11 protein-coding genes are annotated in these 15,594 nt (G+C 31.9%); 3 read left to right on the top strand and 8 right to left on the bottom strand.

The annotated features are described in order from the left end of the window. Positions 1-50 precede the first annotated feature (50 nt). The 5 genes from G4L40_RS07600 to G4L40_RS07580 all read right to left on the bottom strand — a co-directional run bounded on the left by G4L40_RS07600 (position 51) and on the right by G4L40_RS07580 (position 8,503). Positions 51-1,943: a putative porin gene (locus G4L40_RS07600; RefSeq protein WP_166236599.1), complete on the bottom strand. Its 1,893-nt coding sequence runs from the start codon at positions 1,941-1,943 to the stop codon at positions 51-53. An 85-nt stretch (positions 1,944-2,028) separates the two neighbouring features. Further along, on the bottom strand, positions 2,029-3,024 hold the full coding sequence (locus tag G4L40_RS07595) for a hypothetical protein (protein WP_166236598.1): 996 nt from the start codon (positions 3,022-3,024) through the stop codon (positions 2,029-2,031). A gap of 20 nt (positions 3,025-3,044) precedes the next feature. Continuing rightward, positions 3,045-3,950, bottom strand: coding sequence for a hypothetical protein (locus G4L40_RS07590; RefSeq protein ID WP_166236597.1), 906 nt, complete (start codon positions 3,948-3,950; stop codon positions 3,045-3,047). Positions 3,951-3,967: 17 nt separating this feature from the next. Continuing rightward, positions 3,968-5,431 carry a SusD/RagB family nutrient-binding outer membrane lipoprotein gene (locus tag G4L40_RS07585; protein ID WP_166236596.1) on the bottom strand — a complete coding sequence of 488 codons (1,464 nt, stop codon included), beginning with the start codon at positions 5,429-5,431 and terminating at the stop codon, positions 3,968-3,970. Positions 5,432-5,443: 12 nt separating this feature from the next. Continuing rightward, the gene (locus G4L40_RS07580; RefSeq protein ID WP_166236595.1) at positions 5,444-8,503 is read right to left on the bottom strand and encodes a SusC/RagA family TonB-linked outer membrane protein; all 3,060 of its coding nucleotides are present in this window, start codon (positions 8,501-8,503) and stop codon (positions 5,444-5,446) included. A gap of 198 nt (positions 8,504-8,701) precedes the next feature. Here G4L40_RS07580 and G4L40_RS07575 point away from each other — a divergent pair, with 198 nt between their 5' ends. After that, entirely contained in the window at positions 8,702-9,361 is a 660-nt protein-coding gene (locus G4L40_RS07575; RefSeq protein ID WP_166236594.1) for a ribonuclease HII, read from the top strand. 18 nt (positions 9,362-9,379) lie between these two features. Here the strand turns inward: G4L40_RS07575 and lipB are convergent, their stop codons facing one another. The 3 genes from lipB to G4L40_RS07560 form a co-directional block, all read right to left on the bottom strand. Further along, entirely contained in the window at positions 9,380-10,075 is a 696-nt protein-coding gene (gene lipB / locus G4L40_RS07570; protein ID WP_166236593.1) for a lipoyl(octanoyl) transferase LipB, read from the bottom strand. Positions 10,076-10,155: 80 nt separating this feature from the next. Further along, positions 10,156-11,454, bottom strand: coding sequence for a dihydrolipoamide acetyltransferase family protein (locus G4L40_RS07565; protein WP_166236592.1), 1,299 nt, complete (start codon positions 11,452-11,454; stop codon positions 10,156-10,158). A gap of 84 nt (positions 11,455-11,538) precedes the next feature. Further along, complete coding sequence (locus G4L40_RS07560) at positions 11,539-12,663, bottom strand: glycosyltransferase family 2 protein (RefSeq protein WP_166236591.1); 1,125 nt, start codon at positions 12,661-12,663, stop codon at positions 11,539-11,541. 83 nt (positions 12,664-12,746) lie between these two features. Between G4L40_RS07560 and G4L40_RS07555 the strand changes: the two genes are divergently transcribed. Together G4L40_RS07555 and G4L40_RS07550 are read left to right on the top strand one after the other, a co-directional pair. Next, on the top strand, positions 12,747-14,609 hold the full coding sequence (locus tag G4L40_RS07555; protein WP_166236590.1) for an ABC-F family ATP-binding cassette domain-containing protein: 1,863 nt from the start codon (positions 12,747-12,749) through the stop codon (positions 14,607-14,609). An 80-nt stretch (positions 14,610-14,689) separates the two neighbouring features. Beyond that, positions 14,690-15,529: an O-methyltransferase gene (locus G4L40_RS07550; protein ID WP_317163944.1), complete on the top strand. Its 840-nt coding sequence runs from the start codon at positions 14,690-14,692 to the stop codon at positions 15,527-15,529. Positions 15,530-15,594: the final 65 nt, after the last annotated feature.

The following is a 15,594-nucleotide window of genomic DNA, read 5'->3' as shown; positions in this document are numbered from 1 at the left end:
AATATGAAAATAGACAAGTTTTAGCGTAGTACAAGCAAAAGGATTAAATTTTATTTAAAGAAATTCCACACTAATCCAAAACGCACCATAAAATCACGATAAGGATAATTTGGAGCCGAATAAAAATCATAACCCGTTCTTGAGGAATTAAAATGTTCGGCCTTAAGGAAAATTCTTGTTTGACGAATCCTTGCATTTACAAAAAAATCTATTAACGGGAAACCCCCAACTTTAGTTTCATTTTGAACAAAAAACTCACCAATTAAAGGATTATAATCATTTGCATAATATTTAGTAAAATATTGAAAAGTAAATCCGGTTTGCAAATACATCGCTTTTTTGAAAACATATTCAGAAAAATACAATGTATTTCGAGTGGTTAATTGAGGTACATTTAATATATCATCCGTTTGTTCAACCGATTGGTATAAAAGTGTATTGTCTAAAGCTAGCTTCCAAAACTTGATTTCTTTATTAGCTTTAATAGAAAAATAATTGATTGTATTATTATACTGAACAGGTTCAACAAGTAATGAAGTGATATCATTTGTAGTATTGTCAAAAAACAAATGATCATTTAAAACTTTATACTGTGCCGTAAGATTTAGCCATTTTGTATTTGCCGAAAATGAAAATTGATTCATTTTTTCAGTCTTAAAGTTGTTATACCAATTGTAATTTATATAATCACTTTGATATAAAGTATAATTCAAACTTGGAAGACTATTTAATTTTTGAAAATTAAACTCTAGCTGAATATTTTCATCCCATTTATACTTGGCATTAGCCTCAATATTAGAAATAGATTGATCGCTTATTGCTTGAGAAACTGATAATTTAGCCGTAAGATTGTTGGCGAAATAAGTATAAATTCCTCCAATCATATTAATTCTGTCAGCAATAGAATTTGGAACAGCAATGTTTCCAGAACCATCATATACTACACTATTGTAGAAATAATTATATTTATTATCTTCTATAAAAAACTCCAAATCACCTAAAGCTTTTGTTTTATAGGCAACACCAACCTTATTGTACAAATGGTTATAACGAGTTTTATTGTTTATATCCGAAGAAAAAGCGCTACCAAATCTAGAACTAACTGTAGGCTGAGTGTACTCAAAAAATTTGTATTCATGATTAAATTGGTGTGTAAACACAAGACTATTTGGATTAGATTTACTTAATTTGAAGGAATGATCAATAAAAAATCGATTTCCTTTCAGTAAAGAAGTAGCATCGTCAAAATAAACTTCTAATCGCTCTCTATCTTTAAAATTATCAGCACCAGATTCGAACTGAGAAACATCAACAATACCACCATTTTCCTGATTGGAAATATCTTGACCAGTAAAATGTGCATTTAAAATATATCGTTTATCTTTAGTAAAATAACTTGAAGTAAATCTGAAATTTCCAGAGCTTGCAATATTATTTACATATTTACCAATAGAACGCAAACCTTTATATGCGATAGAAAAATTAAGATTTGGTTTTGTATTAATGGTCAAAAAAGCATCTAAAGATTGACCTTGCTCCATAACTGTTTTATAATACAAATCTGTCAATGGCGTAGGAACAGAATAATATTTCACATCATCAACTTCCAAATAGTTAAAATGTTTTGCAGAAAAACCAAAGGAAGGAAAAATATTTTTTCGATTTAAGCTATAGTCAAGCGTATTATAAGTATGACCTTCGTTAGAAAAAGGCAGCAATCCAAAAATATCCTTTCTTAGAAGGTTGTATTTGTATTCACTTTGTATAGTCAATGAGGTATCAACATAAGTTGTATCTCTTTGTATATTATAGATTTTATATAAGTTTATTGGAGGTTTTGCATTCTTCAAGGAATCTTGTTTAGCTATACTTCCAAAATTATCATCTTGGGAATAACTAAAACAACTGAAAAAAAAGGCTACAATAAAAAGTATGTTTCTCATTCTAATAAAATATGCACAAATGTAATGAGAAAAAAGGGAATAAAAAAAGCCCCTATAAATAGGGGCTTTAAATATAAACAAGAAATTATTTTTTCTTATTAACTTTTACGTGTTTACCCATACCAGATATTGCACCAGTATTATCATTAAACACTTTGAATTTTCTTTGACCATCTACATCTGTATAAACTTCAACAGACATAACATAGCTTTCAGTTCCTTCAGGAGTCATAGAAGTAAATCTATCAGCTGCATCTTGAGCATATAACCCTTTGAATGAACCAGCTCTATAATAGTCTACAGTAACTGGAATTTCAAATTCAGCTAATCCTAAAAGTGGGAAAGAAAGTGATGCTAAATCTAATTCTCCATTAGTATATAAGAATGAAGTAATGTGATAAACACCATCCGCATAATCAGCTAAATTCATAGATAAAGACTCTTCACAAGCTCCAGTTTGAGCATCAAAAACACTCAAATCGTTATAAGAAGCATCATAAACAATGAAATCTATATCATATCCATTTCCTGACAATTCACTCTCAAATTCACATAATGAACTTGAATAAGCAGCTACACCAAAATCTTTGTTAAAATGAAAATCTAAAGTCAATTCATCTTTAACAACATTATCAATGTTAATTGTTACGATTGAAGGTGTAAATAAAACAGCTGAAGTTCTAGTATCACCAACTGTAAGTACTAATTGTTCATTATCATCGTTGTCAATATCTTCTTCAATTACAATTTCACCTGTAAAAGAAGTAGCTCCAGCAGGCACAACAAATGTTTGCTGAAAAGCTGTGTTTGAATATGATTCAGAAACACTTGAATCAACTCCTGAAGCAGAACTTTGATTCAATCTAACAACGTAAAAATGAAACTCACGACCTACAGGCTCGTCAAAATTCAATGTAAAAGGAACAATATCTCCTTCTTGAGCATTAATAGTTGAAGCAATATTAATGGTCATATTTGGCTTGTGTACTTGAACAATATCAGCAACATCTTCTTCCTTATCACAAGAGAATAAAACAGATGCAAATGCAAATACACCTAAAACTTTTAAAAATTTATTCATAATAATAATTTATTTATTAACTACATTGGAGTATATACACTTTGATATGTTCTTTCAACTGTATTACTAGTAAACCAAATTGAATATTGGATTGTAATAACACCTGTTGCTTCATCAACAATACTATTTGTATATTGCGTTGAACTTTGAGTTACAATGTTAGAATAAGCATGAGCTAAATTTTGCTCCTCAACTTTTACTCTTCCACATACCTCTTTAAAGTCATAACCTACATCAGATAAAGAAGCATCTAAATTATTCCAAGTACCAGTTAAAGTTAAATCAGTAACTGCTTTATAATTACCTACAGTTGTAGTATTATAAGTACCTGTTGAAATTTCATCAATCATCTCATTATCACGAGTGTAAGGACCTCCAGCAGGACTAATTCTTGTAGTAACTACAGAATAATTACCAGCCAAATCAGAAGTACATGTACCTTGTAAAGTAACATATATACGATTTTTATTTCCTGAAATTACTACAGTATTACCAGAAGAAGTTGCAGAAACTAAATCTAATACTAAAACTGGTGGATTTTGATCATCCAAAGTAGCTGAATCAACATTAATTTTGATAGCTGAAAATTTGTTACCTGCAGGAACAACAGTTGTATTGCCTGGAGTATCAAATGTAAAATGCGTACCTTCTACAGCAGTAGACTCATCTAAATTAACTTCATAAGTTAAATTTAAATCAGAATTAAGAGCAAGACCATTACCACCAACTAATTCCACTGGAATATCGAAAGGAAAAACTTCAGAGTCATCCTTTAAGAAAAAACCAGTTTTTTCAGCTACTGAAAATTGAGTTACATAAGAACCTTGTCCATAGTTCAATTCTTCATCATCACCAACACTATCGCATGAGTTAAATGCAAGTGTTCCGATGAATAAAAACGCTAATGTTTTAAATGTGTTTTTCATAATTCATTTTTTTTTAATTAATTCTGCCAAAATACTTTTGAAGTAAAGGCATCACCAGATGATTGGGTTGGAACATTATCTGGATTTGCAGCATACTCTGAAGTAGGATATAATAATCTTACAGGAATAACTGTAGAATTAGTTTGATTAGGAGCAACTGGTAAATCAGCTGGGAAACCAGTTCTTCTATATTCAATCCAACTTTCAAAACCATTAATTCCAATTAAAGCAACCCATTTTTGATAAATAATTGCCTCTAAATTAACAGCTGTTGAATTTGGAAATGGGTAACTAGTTAAATAACCCGCAGCAGAACCAGCACCTAAATAATCGAATGAAGCTTGTACACCTGCATTATAAAAAGATTCTGCATCACCAACGATATAACCTTTAGAAGCCGCTTCAGCTTGTAAAAACAAACTTTCAGCTGCCAACATGATTACACCATCTTGAGAAGCACTACTTAAAACACCAGGGCCAATACCAGATAAACTAGCAGAGTTTGGTCCACCAACATTATTTTGAGCAATACCTGCATAAGTTGTACCTGTTCCAACATTTTTATAAATAAATGCTCTTCTAGGATCAACAGATAACTTAGATATAGCATAATCAGTTGCTCTAGTTGCATTAGCATTAGCAGCAGGGTCACCAGCTACAGTTTTACCAAAAGCAGCATAGAAAGGATTTTGCTTATTAGTATCATTTAAATAACCAGGATTACATAAAATGTTTTCACCAGCACCTAAAAATCCAATACCATTATTAACCGCTGCATCAAAATCAGCCTGTGAAACTAAACCAGCTTTTTCACTTTGTCTTAATAAGATTCTTAATTTAAGTGTATTAGCAAATTTAGACCACATAGCCATATCTCCATGTAACATTACATCATTTCCTGAACCAGGAACTAAAGCAGAAGCGTCAGCATTAGCAATAAGATCTTGCGCTGCAGATAACTGAACAATCAAGTCATCATAAATCGCATTTGCATCATCAAAAACTGGAGTAGTATTAGCTGCACCTTGTAAAGCTTCAGAATAAGGAACATCTCCATAAGCATCAACTAAATACTGGAAATGAAATGATTTCATGATTTTTGCAATTGCAACATAATTTGTATACTTTGGATCAGTATTTTTTTCAATAACATCATAGTTTCTTAAAGGAAGAACATATGCATTTTCATAAATTCCTGTTCTGAAACCACTAGTAACTAAATATAAAGTTTCATCAGTAAAATACACATAATCACCACCTGCAGCCCATGAATATGACCATAAGTTTCCAAGTGTATTCATTGAATTATAACCACCTTGTAATACATCAACAGTATATTTTTGTGCAACCGGCAACGAAAGAGGTGGAGTAGATGAAACAGGACTATTCTGACTATCATTAACATCAAAATAATCATCACTACATGAAGTTGCAAAACCAACTACAAAAAGTGCTATTAAAATTTTATTCAATATTTTCATATTTCTTTTTTATTAAAATTTAACATCCAATTTAAATCCATAAGATGCAGTTGGAGGTAATTGAGACTGTGTACCAAAACCAGTAACTTGCTGACTATCATTTGTAAATTCAGGATCTGTATATTTATTTTGAGCAGATCTTAACATGATAATATTTCTAGCAACAAAACCTAAATTAACACCTTTTATAAAAGTTTTATCTAAGTATTTTGAAGGTAGTTCATAGCTTAAAGCAACCTCTCTTAATTTAAGTGTAGTAGCATCTACTACATAATTTTCTTTAATTGCATTATAAGTACCAGTCCAAAAATCGAAACCACCATTTGAAGTAGTAATATTAGTATTTTCAGACCATACTCCTGGAGTATACTCATAAACAGAATTAGGGAATACAAATGGCTCTCTTCCTGCAGAAGCACTATGTTGTGTTGAACCTGTAAACTCTAATGCATCAACTAAATTATTATAATATTTATGACCTGTTTTGTAATCAGCAACTGCAGATAAAGTAAATTGTTTGTATCTAACAGAAGTATTGAATCCCATAATTAAATCTGGAGTAGTATTTCCTAAAAATTTCAACTCAGAACTAACGATTGGGTCTCCATCAGCATTTAACATAATGTGACCTTCAGCATCTCTTGTATATGCAGTTCCATATAAAGAAGGGAATGATTCACCAACTTGAGCAAAAATACCAACTTCAGAAGTAGCTAAACCTGTTTGTAATCTATCAGCTCCATCAGACAATGATAAAACTTCACTTTTGATTTTAGATAAGTTAACTCCTAATTTCCATTCAAAGTTATCATTTTTAATAATTGAACCATTAACATCTAATTCGATACCCTTACTTTCCATCGACCCTGAATTAAGTCTTAATGCAGCTAAACCAGACGCATAAGAAGTTGAAGATGTTAAGAACTCATTATCAGTAGTAGTATTAAAGTAATTAGCCTTAATATTTAATCTATTGTTAAACATACCTAATTCAGTTCCAAACTCATACGATTTTGTAAAAGAAGGAGAAAAAGTAGCACTCGCACCATTAGTAGGAGCAGCTAAACCAACGATATCACCAAAAGGGAAACCAGCAGGCGTTGCGTATGTCTCATTAATAAATCCTATAGAAGGAGCAAAACCAGTTTTAGAGTAACTTCCATTAATTTTCCAAAAAGACATAATATCACCTTTAAGTGAAGGTATAGCATCTAACATAGAAAGCGAAGCTCCATAAGTATAAAAATCATATGAATCTTTTAATGTAGAAGATCTATCCAAACGATAAGCACCATTTAAAGATAAGAAAGTAGAAATATCTAATGTTAAATCAGCAAAATTACCAACTCTTCTTTCTTGAAAAGCACTTGAACCACCAGTTAACTCTCCTGTTCTAACCGAAGGATTATACAACCCAGGTACGAACAAATCATTACCACCAACATTCAAATTATTTTCTTTGTATGTATACAAAGCATTACCTAAAATTAAAGTACCTTTAACATCTTTAAATAATTCTCTTTTAAAAGTAAGCACTAAATCAGAAGTAATTCTTGTATTTGTACTAGTTCCCTCAGCAACAGAAGCCACTGTATTAGCATCAGTTCTTGTTGGCGCTAAAACCGGGTTATAAGTTACAGCATCTCTTGTGTTTTTAGCATATGAATTAAAGAAAGTTCCAGACAAACTATATGCAGCTGAAAACCATTTAGTAAACTCATAGTTAAATTTAACATTTGAAAACAATCTATTTGAAGTTGATCTATTTCTTGCGATATCAATCAACATATAAGGGTTTTGATAATATTCATTAAAATATCCCTCAGGAGTAGCAAACTTATTATTTCTCCAATCTTTATAAGATGTTAAAGGAATGTTTGCTGGTGTATTAATAATACTCCAATACAAAGGTCTTGTTTGGTAACCACCATCTCCCGCTACATTAGATTTATCATTAAAGAAAGAAACTCCAGTAGAAATTTTAAACTTACCAGAAGTTCTAGAAGCATTTAATCTAAAGTTGTTTTTTACATACTCATCTTTTGGAGTAATACCAGTAACATCACTTCTTTGAGCAGAAAAATAAAAAGTTGATTTTTCATCTCCACCACTTAAAGCAATTGTATTAATTTTAGTAATACCATCAACAAAGAAATCTTTTCTGTTATCAGGAATAGCTTGATAAGGCAACAACTGATAAGAACCATCATTTAAGATAGGCCCAACTCTTCTTGGCACACCATCAAATCTTGGCCCCCAACTTGTATTTTCATAAGGATCATACTCATTGTTAAATCCAGGTCCAAAAGTAGTCTGTAATTCAGGAAAATATTTAATTTTCTCAACAGTATAACTTGAATTAAATTCTACACTTAAACCAGTTTCTTTACTACCTTGTTTAGTAGTAACAATTAAAGCCCCATTTCTACCTTGAGAACCGTATAACGCAGTTGCAGAAGCACCTTTAAGTACGTTGATAGACTCGATATCATTTGGACTCAAACTATTTAAAGCTGTTCCAGACTGAATAATACCATCAATAACAATCAAAGCCGAGTTATCACCTGTAATCCCTTTATAACCACGCAAAATAATAGATGTTGATGGATTAACACCATTATTTTTTGTAATAATGTTCAAACCAGAAACCTTACCCGCTAAAGCAGTAACAGGGTTAACTGGAGCCGCTTGCATCAACTCTTTTGCCTGAACTTTTTGGGTAGCATACGCTAGTTTTTTAGTCTCTCTAGCAATACCATAAGCCGTAATAACAACTTCTTTCAATTCTTGCTTAAGCTCAACATTATAATTTGTCGCAGCCCCAACAGTTATTGATTTTTTACTTTCAAGAAATGATATCTCTAATACATCTCCTGATTTTGCTTTGATAGAATATTTTCCATCAAAATCAGTTGTGGTTGCATTAGTTGTACCTTTTACTACAACATTTGCACCAACAACAGGCCCTAGTTCATCAGTAACTACACCTGTAACAGTTTTCTCTTGCGCGAACGAAAACTGCATCATAAACGCTACTAAAAGCGTAAAAATCCATTTAAACTTCGATCTCATATTAAATTTATTTGAGTTAGTTATTCCGCAAACTTCTTAATTATTTCTTAAATAAACAAATAATACTTCGGAATATTACTAATTTATTTATGTTAAAGTTTTTGTTTAAAAAAAACATTTTGCGAAAGATTCTCATTATAAAGATGAATATATCGCAAAAAGGTTGCGTAAAAAATTATATTTTTGACAAAAAAAGATATGTTAAGCAAAAGTTATAGCAATTTAAAATTTGAATGCGGAACTGACGAAGCTGGCAGAGGATGCCTTGCTGGTCCAGTTACTGCTGCCGCAATCATTCTTAATTCTTCTTTTAATAACGAATTACTCAACGACTCAAAGATGTTGTCAGAAAAAATTCGAAAAAATTTAAAACCCATCATTGAAGATAATGCTATTACTTTTGCCGTAACACACATATATAATGAGGAAATTGATGAAATAAATATTTTAAACGCTTCTATGAAAGCAATGCAAGAATGTGTTTTAAAATTAAAAACAATTCCCGAACACATAATAGTGGACGGAAATAGACCTATAAACGGAAAATTAGGACTAAAACAATCCAATGGAAGAATTTTTTCAATACAAGAAATTGATATACTAAAATCTATTCCAAATACTAGCATAATAAAAGGAGACGGTAAATTTTTAAGTATAGCTGCTGCTTCTGTATTAGCCAAAACATACAGAGATGAATATATGGATAAAATCCACGAAGAGTTTCCAATGTATAATTGGAAGAAAAATAAAGGATATCCAACTAAGGAACATCGTGAAGCCATAAAAAAATATGGCCCATGTAAATATCATCGCATGAGTTTTAGATTACTTCCAGAACAGCTAAGCCTAGATTTATAATCAACGATTTTTTACCAACTATATGATTTCAGCTTCAAAGAGTTTTTGAAAATGTTTTACTATTTTAGATTTCACTTCTTCTTCATCAACCTGTTTATTTAACTCCACATGCATTGAAGTTACCGCTTTCCCTTTTATACCACAAGGTATAATATTATCAAAGTACCCTAAATCGGCATTTACATTTAAAGCAAAACCATGCATGGTTACCCAGCGAGATGCCCTAACTCCCATTGCACAAATTTTACGAGCGAATGGCGTACCTACACCTAACCAAACACCTGTTTCTCCTTCGCTTCGTTCCGATTGCAAACCATATTCCGATAAAGTCAAAATAATTGCCTCTTCAAGTAAACGCAGATATTTATGAATATCTGTAAAAAAATTTTCTAAATCTAAAATCGGATAACCTACAATTTGACCTGGTCCATGATACGTAATATCTCCTCCTCTATTTATTTTATAAAAAGTTGCCCCTTTTACTTCTAATTGTTTCTCTGAAAGCAAAAGATTAGACATATCGCCACTTTTCCCTAAAGTATAAACATGTGGATGTTCTACATATAAAAAATAATTTGGTGTTTCTAAAACAGCATCATCCTTGCGATTTTGAATTTTTATATCCACTATTTTCTTAAAAAGTTCTTCTTGATAATCCCAAGTAACTTTATAATCTTTTCGTCCTAAATCTTGAAGTTGAACTTTTTTATTCATTCCATTATTTTTTTTAACATCCCAACACCTACAAATAAAAACATAAAACGACCTGAATTATTAGGTCGTTTTATGTTTTTCTAAATATCTCTATTAATATCCCAAGCTTCTAAATATTCAGCTACACGTTTTACGAAACTTCCTCCTAAAGCCCCATCAACAACTCTATGATCATAAGAGTGCGATAAGAACATTTTTTGACGAATTCCAATGAAATCACCTTCTGGAGTTTCTATAACTGCTGGCACTTTTCTGATAGCACCTAAAGCTAAAATACCTACTTGTGGTTGGTTGATAATTGGCGTTCCAAAAACAGAACCAAAAGTCCCTACATTCGTAACTGTATAAGTTCCTCCTTGTGTATCGTCTGGTTTTAATTTTCCTGCTTTTGCACGGTTTCCTAAATCGTTAACCGCTTTTGCCATTCCAACTAAATTTAATTGGTCAGCGTTTTTAATTACAGGAACGATTAAGTTTCCGTTTGGTAAAGCTGCTGCCATTCCTAAGTTGATATTTTTACGTTTGATGATAAATTCACCATCAACTGAAATGTTCATTCCTGGAAAATCTTTCAATGCTTTTGCTACTGCTTCCATGAAAATTGGCGTGAAAGTTAACTTCTCACCTTCTCTCTTTTCGAAAGCGTTTTTAACTTTATCTCTCCATTTCACAATGTTTGTAACATCAACTTCAATGAATGATTGAACGTGAGCCGAAGTTTGAACCGAAGCTACCATGTAACCCGAAATCAACTTACGCATTCTGTCCATTTCTACAATCTCATCACCACCGTTAACAGAAATTGGAACAGCTTGAGCTACTGGAGCTGGAGTTGTTTTTGGAGCCGCCGCTGGTATCGCAACAACTGCAGGCTGACTTCCTCTATTTTTGATATAATTTAATAAATCTTCTTTGTTAACACGACCATCTTTACCAGAACCAGCAATAGATTCTAATTCTGCTAATGAAATTCCTTCTTCTTTCGCAATGTTTTTAACTAAAGGTGAAAAGAATTTATCTGATGTCGAAAAATCAGCTGGCGCAACAGTTTCTTTTGCTACTTCAACTGCTTTCGCAACTTCTGCAACTGCAACTGGCGCTTCTGCTTTAACTTCTGGAGTTGCTGCAACAGGACCACCTTCGGTTTCGATAATAGCGATAGTTTGTCCTACTTGAACTACATCATCGGTATTAAATAAAATTTCAACAAGTGTTCCTGCAACTTCTGAAGGCACTTCGCTGTCTACTTTATCAGTAGCGATTTCAAGTACTGCTTCGTCCATTTCAATTTTATCACCAACTTTTTTTAACCAGTTAGTAACTGTTGCTTCTGCAACACTCTCGCCCATTTTAGGTAATTTCAATTCAAACTTTGCCATATCTTTAAACTAAAGTTGTGTTTTTGTATTTGGTTTGCAAAAATACTAATTTTTCGTTCGTTTTTTAAAGAAATCAATAATTTTTTACAACAAAATTATTTGCCCTCTATCGTTCGAATTATTACTTCCAATTAGGTAATTCGAACTCGAAATATAATTTTTGAAACTTAGATTTTTACTCTTATTTAACTGCATAAAAGTAATAATTTCAGCAAAACTAAAAGTAGTGGTATCGAATATAATTTCAAGATTTTTTTGAGGTTGATTCTCAAATTGATTAAAATCAGATAAATAAGTTGCTTTTTTTGATAGGTTTAACTCTAAATTTTCTTTGGAAAAAACAACATATTCATCAATAGTTCTTACTTCATTCTTTTGTTGATTCTTCTTCAAAAGACTAAAAACGAAACTTCCAACTTGCATCATCACATCAAAAAACCATGATTTTTTAAAATGTTTTTTATAGAAAAATTGCATCGCTTCACGGAAACGTTTCATATAAGTACCATCGCGAACTGTACTTTCTCCTTTATAATGAATCACCGAAGTTTCGTGAAAGTAATAATTCGATTTCCCTGATTTCAAAACCAAATAACTCAAATCGATATCATCAGAATACATAAAGCAATTTTCATCAAAACCACCGACTTCGAGATACAATTCGCGCTTCATTACCATAAAAGCTCCCACCAAAATATCAACTTTTCCTGTTTCGTTTTCCGATAAATGTTGGGCATAATATTTTCCGAAATAATTTGAAATTTTATACAATCCAAAAATCTTTGTAAAAGCGACCCAAGGAGTTGGAACGCCACGTTTGCTCTCGGGAAGAAAATTTCCAGCTCCGTCGATTAATTTACAACCGATTATTCCGAGTTGTGAATTATGAGTTGTGAATTGCGAGTTTAAAATTTTTAAAAAAGTATCTTCTGCAACCACAGTATCGGGATTTAAAATACAAATGTATTCGCCTTTTGCTTGAGCGACTCCAATGTTATTTCCTTTTGGAAAACCTAAATTTTCTTTGTTTTCAATGAGTTTGATGTGCGGAAATTTGGTTTTCATCATCTCGCAACTTTCATCTGATGAAGCATTATCAATGACAATAATTTCTCCATCAATGCCTTCTAATGCTTTTTGAACACTGAGAACACATTGCTCTAAAAAATAGCGCACATTATAATTAAGGATGATAACGGATAGTTGCATAGAATTTTGAAAATTCAAATATCAATAAAGAAATTCCAAATTCCAACAAACAAAACCTTATTTTTGCACTTCTAAATAATATTATGAATTACTTATCAGTCGAAAATATATCGAAATCCTATGGCGAGCGTATTTTGTTTGACAACGTTTCGTTTGGAATTAACAAAGATCAAAAAATAGCTTTTATTGCTAAAAACGGTTCGGGAAAAACCACTATTATGAACATGATTAATGGTTTAGACGAACCTGATACGGGTCAAGTGGTAGTTCGAAAAGAGATTAATATGGCGTTTTTGTCGCAAAATAATAATTTGCAAGACGAGTTAACCATTGAGGAAAATATTTTTGCTTCGGATAATGAAATTCTGAAAGTTATTGAACGCTACGAAAAAGCTTTAGAAAATCCGAATGATGAAGAAGCGTATCAAAGAGCTTTTGACGATATGGACCGACACAATGCTTGGGATTTTGAAACGCAATTCAAGCAAATTTTGTATAAACTGAAGTTGGAAGACTTGAAAATGAAAGTCAAAAACATGTCGGGTGGACAAAAAAAACGTTTATCATTAGCCATTATTTTGATTAGCAAACCCGATTTATTAATTTTAGACGAGCCAACCAATCACTTGGATTTAGAGATGATTGAATGGTTAGAAGATTATTTTGCAAAAGAAAATATCACGTTATTTATGGTAACGCACGACCGTTTCTTTTTGGAACGTGTTTGTAATGAAATTATCGAATTAGACAACGGAAAAATCTATCAATACAAAGGGAATTATTCCTACTACTTAGCCAAAAAAGAAGAACGATTGGCTTCTGAAAATGCGAGTATCGACAAAGCGCAAAACTTATTCGTAAAAGAATTAGCTTGGATGCGTCGTCAACCAAAAGCTAGAACCACCAAATCAAAATCGCGCCAAGATGATTTTTACAAAATCAAAGAAGTTGCCGAAAGTCGAAGAAAAGAAAATGTGGTAGAGTTGGAAATAAACATGGAACGCATGGGAAGCAAGATTATCGAAATGGTAAAATTGAACAAAAATTTCCCTGACCGAACCATTTTAAAAGATTTCAGCTATTCGTTTCAACGTGGTGAACGCATTGGAATTATTGGTAAAAACGGAACAGGAAAATCAACTTTCTTAAACATTTTAACGCAAACGATTCAACCCGATTCAGGTAAAGTAATTATTGGCGATACCATTAAAATTGGATATTACACCCAAAGTGGAATTAATCCAAAACCGGGACAAAAAGTTATCGATATCATCAAGGAATATGGCGAATATATTCCGTTAACGAAAGGAAAAATTATTTCGGCTTCGCAATTACTGGAACGCTTTTTATTTGATGCCAAAAAACAATACGATTTCGTAGAAAAATTAAGTGGTGGCGAATTGAAACGTTTGTATTTATGTACCGTTTTAATTCAAAATCCAAATTTCTTAATTTTAGATGAGCCAACGAATGATTTAGATATTGTAACGCTGAACGTTTTGGAAAGTTTCCTTTTAGATTATCCAGGCTGTTTATTAGTGGTAAGTCACGATAGATATTTCATGGATAAAATTGTGGACCACTTATTTGTTTTTAGAGGTGAAGGCGAAATTGAAGATTTTCCAGGAAATTATTCAGATTTTAGAGCGTATGAAGATTCGGCAGAACCAAAAGTTTTGAATTCGGTAAGTACTGAAAAAACAAATTGGAAAGAAAAACAAACGGCTTCAACGGGATTGAGTTTCAATGAACAAAAGGAATTCAATAAAATTGAAAAAGAAATCAAAGATTTAGAATACAACAAAAAACAAATCGAACAAGAATTCGCCAACGGAAAAGTTTCTGATGATAAAATTGAAGAGAAAGCTAACGAATTACAAAAAATCATCCAAGCTTTAGAAGAAAAAGAAGAACGCTGGTTTGAGTTGTCGAGTAAAATGGAATAATAATTAGTATTCAGTCGCAGTCGCAGTGTACAGAAAAAACTGTGACTGAAAACTGTGACTGAAAACTGTGACTGAAAACTGTGACTATAATTAAATCTTACATAAAATTCCTTTTCCACTCCAAAAACGAACATGGAGTGCATTCGCCATTTGTGTTTGATTTGGTTACGAAATGTTTTTATGACAACACCAAATATCCAGAATACGAACAATTAAAATCCTATCGAAAATCACTTTTAGCAAACAAGAATACGATTGAAGTTACCGATTTTGGTGCTGGTTCGCGCGTTTTTAAATCGAAAACTAGAGAAATTTCAAAAATTGCCCAAACGGCTGGAATTACTCCAAAAAATGCGGAATTACTTTTTAGAATAGCTCGTTATCTTCAACCTAAAAACATTTTAGAAATTGGCACTTCATTAGGATTGGCTACTTCGGCTCTCTCTTTAGGATATAAAGAATCTAAAATTATTACATTAGAAGGTTGTCTGAATACGCAAAAGCAATCGCAAGTTCAATTGCAAGAACAAAATTCAAATTTTCAAAATATTGAGTTTGTAAATACAAAATTTGAAGACTATTTTGAAAACCTGAAACCCGAAACTTTAAACTCGAAACCCCAAATCTTCGATTTGGTTTATTTCGATGGCAACCATTCTAAAAAAGCAACTTTAGATTATTTTGAAGCCTTACTTCCAACTATTTCCAATGATTCCGTTTGGATATTCGATGACATTCATTGGTCAGCTAATATGGAAGAAGCTTGGGAAATAATAAAAAAACATCCAAAAGTTACCGTTACAATTGATACCTTTCAATGGGGAATTCTGTTTTTTAGAGCAGAACAAAATAAGGAACACTTTATTATCAATCCGAATAAAACGATTAGTTCGCAGTTGCTTGAAAGAATTCGTTTTTAGTTGTAACAAATTCCTTTCTTTTTCTACTTATAGATAGTTTTGAAGTCATTTTCTGAATTCAAACT

This window comes from Flavobacterium celericrescens (assembly GCF_011392075.1).
GTDB lineage: Bacteria > Bacteroidota > Bacteroidia > Flavobacteriales > Flavobacteriaceae > Flavobacterium > Flavobacterium celericrescens.
Note: the sequence above shows the minus strand (reverse complement) of the source record. Positions and strands in the feature narration are given on the sequence as shown.

Bases quoted from the DNA above. Each gene is read 5' to 3' on its own strand.
- G4L40_RS07590 (WP_166236597.1), bottom strand. From the start codon at position 3,950: ATGAAAAACACATTTAAAACATTAGCGTTTTTATTCATCGGAACACTT.
- G4L40_RS07555 (WP_166236590.1), top strand. From the start codon at position 12,747: ATGAATTACTTATCAGTCGAAAATATATCGAAATCCTATGGCGAGCGT.
- G4L40_RS07595 (WP_166236598.1), bottom strand. From the start codon at position 3,024: ATGAATAAATTTTTAAAAGTTTTAGGTGTATTTGCATTTGCATCTGTT.
- G4L40_RS07560 (WP_166236591.1), bottom strand. From the start codon at position 12,663: ATGCAACTATCCGTTATCATCCTTAATTATAATGTGCGCTATTTTTTA.
- G4L40_RS07585 (WP_166236596.1), bottom strand. From the start codon at position 5,431: ATGAAAATATTGAATAAAATTTTAATAGCACTTTTTGTAGTTGGTTTT.
- G4L40_RS07565 (WP_166236592.1), bottom strand. From the start codon at position 11,454: ATGGCAAAGTTTGAATTGAAATTACCTAAAATGGGCGAGAGTGTTGCA.
- G4L40_RS07580 (WP_166236595.1), bottom strand. From the start codon at position 8,503: ATGAGATCGAAGTTTAAATGGATTTTTACGCTTTTAGTAGCGTTTATG.
- G4L40_RS07575 (WP_166236594.1), top strand. From the start codon at position 8,702: ATGTTAAGCAAAAGTTATAGCAATTTAAAATTTGAATGCGGAACTGAC.
- G4L40_RS07600 (WP_166236599.1), bottom strand. From the start codon at position 1,943: ATGAGAAACATACTTTTTATTGTAGCCTTTTTTTTCAGTTGTTTTAGT.
- lipB (WP_166236593.1), bottom strand. From the start codon at position 10,075: ATGAATAAAAAAGTTCAACTTCAAGATTTAGGACGAAAAGATTATAAA.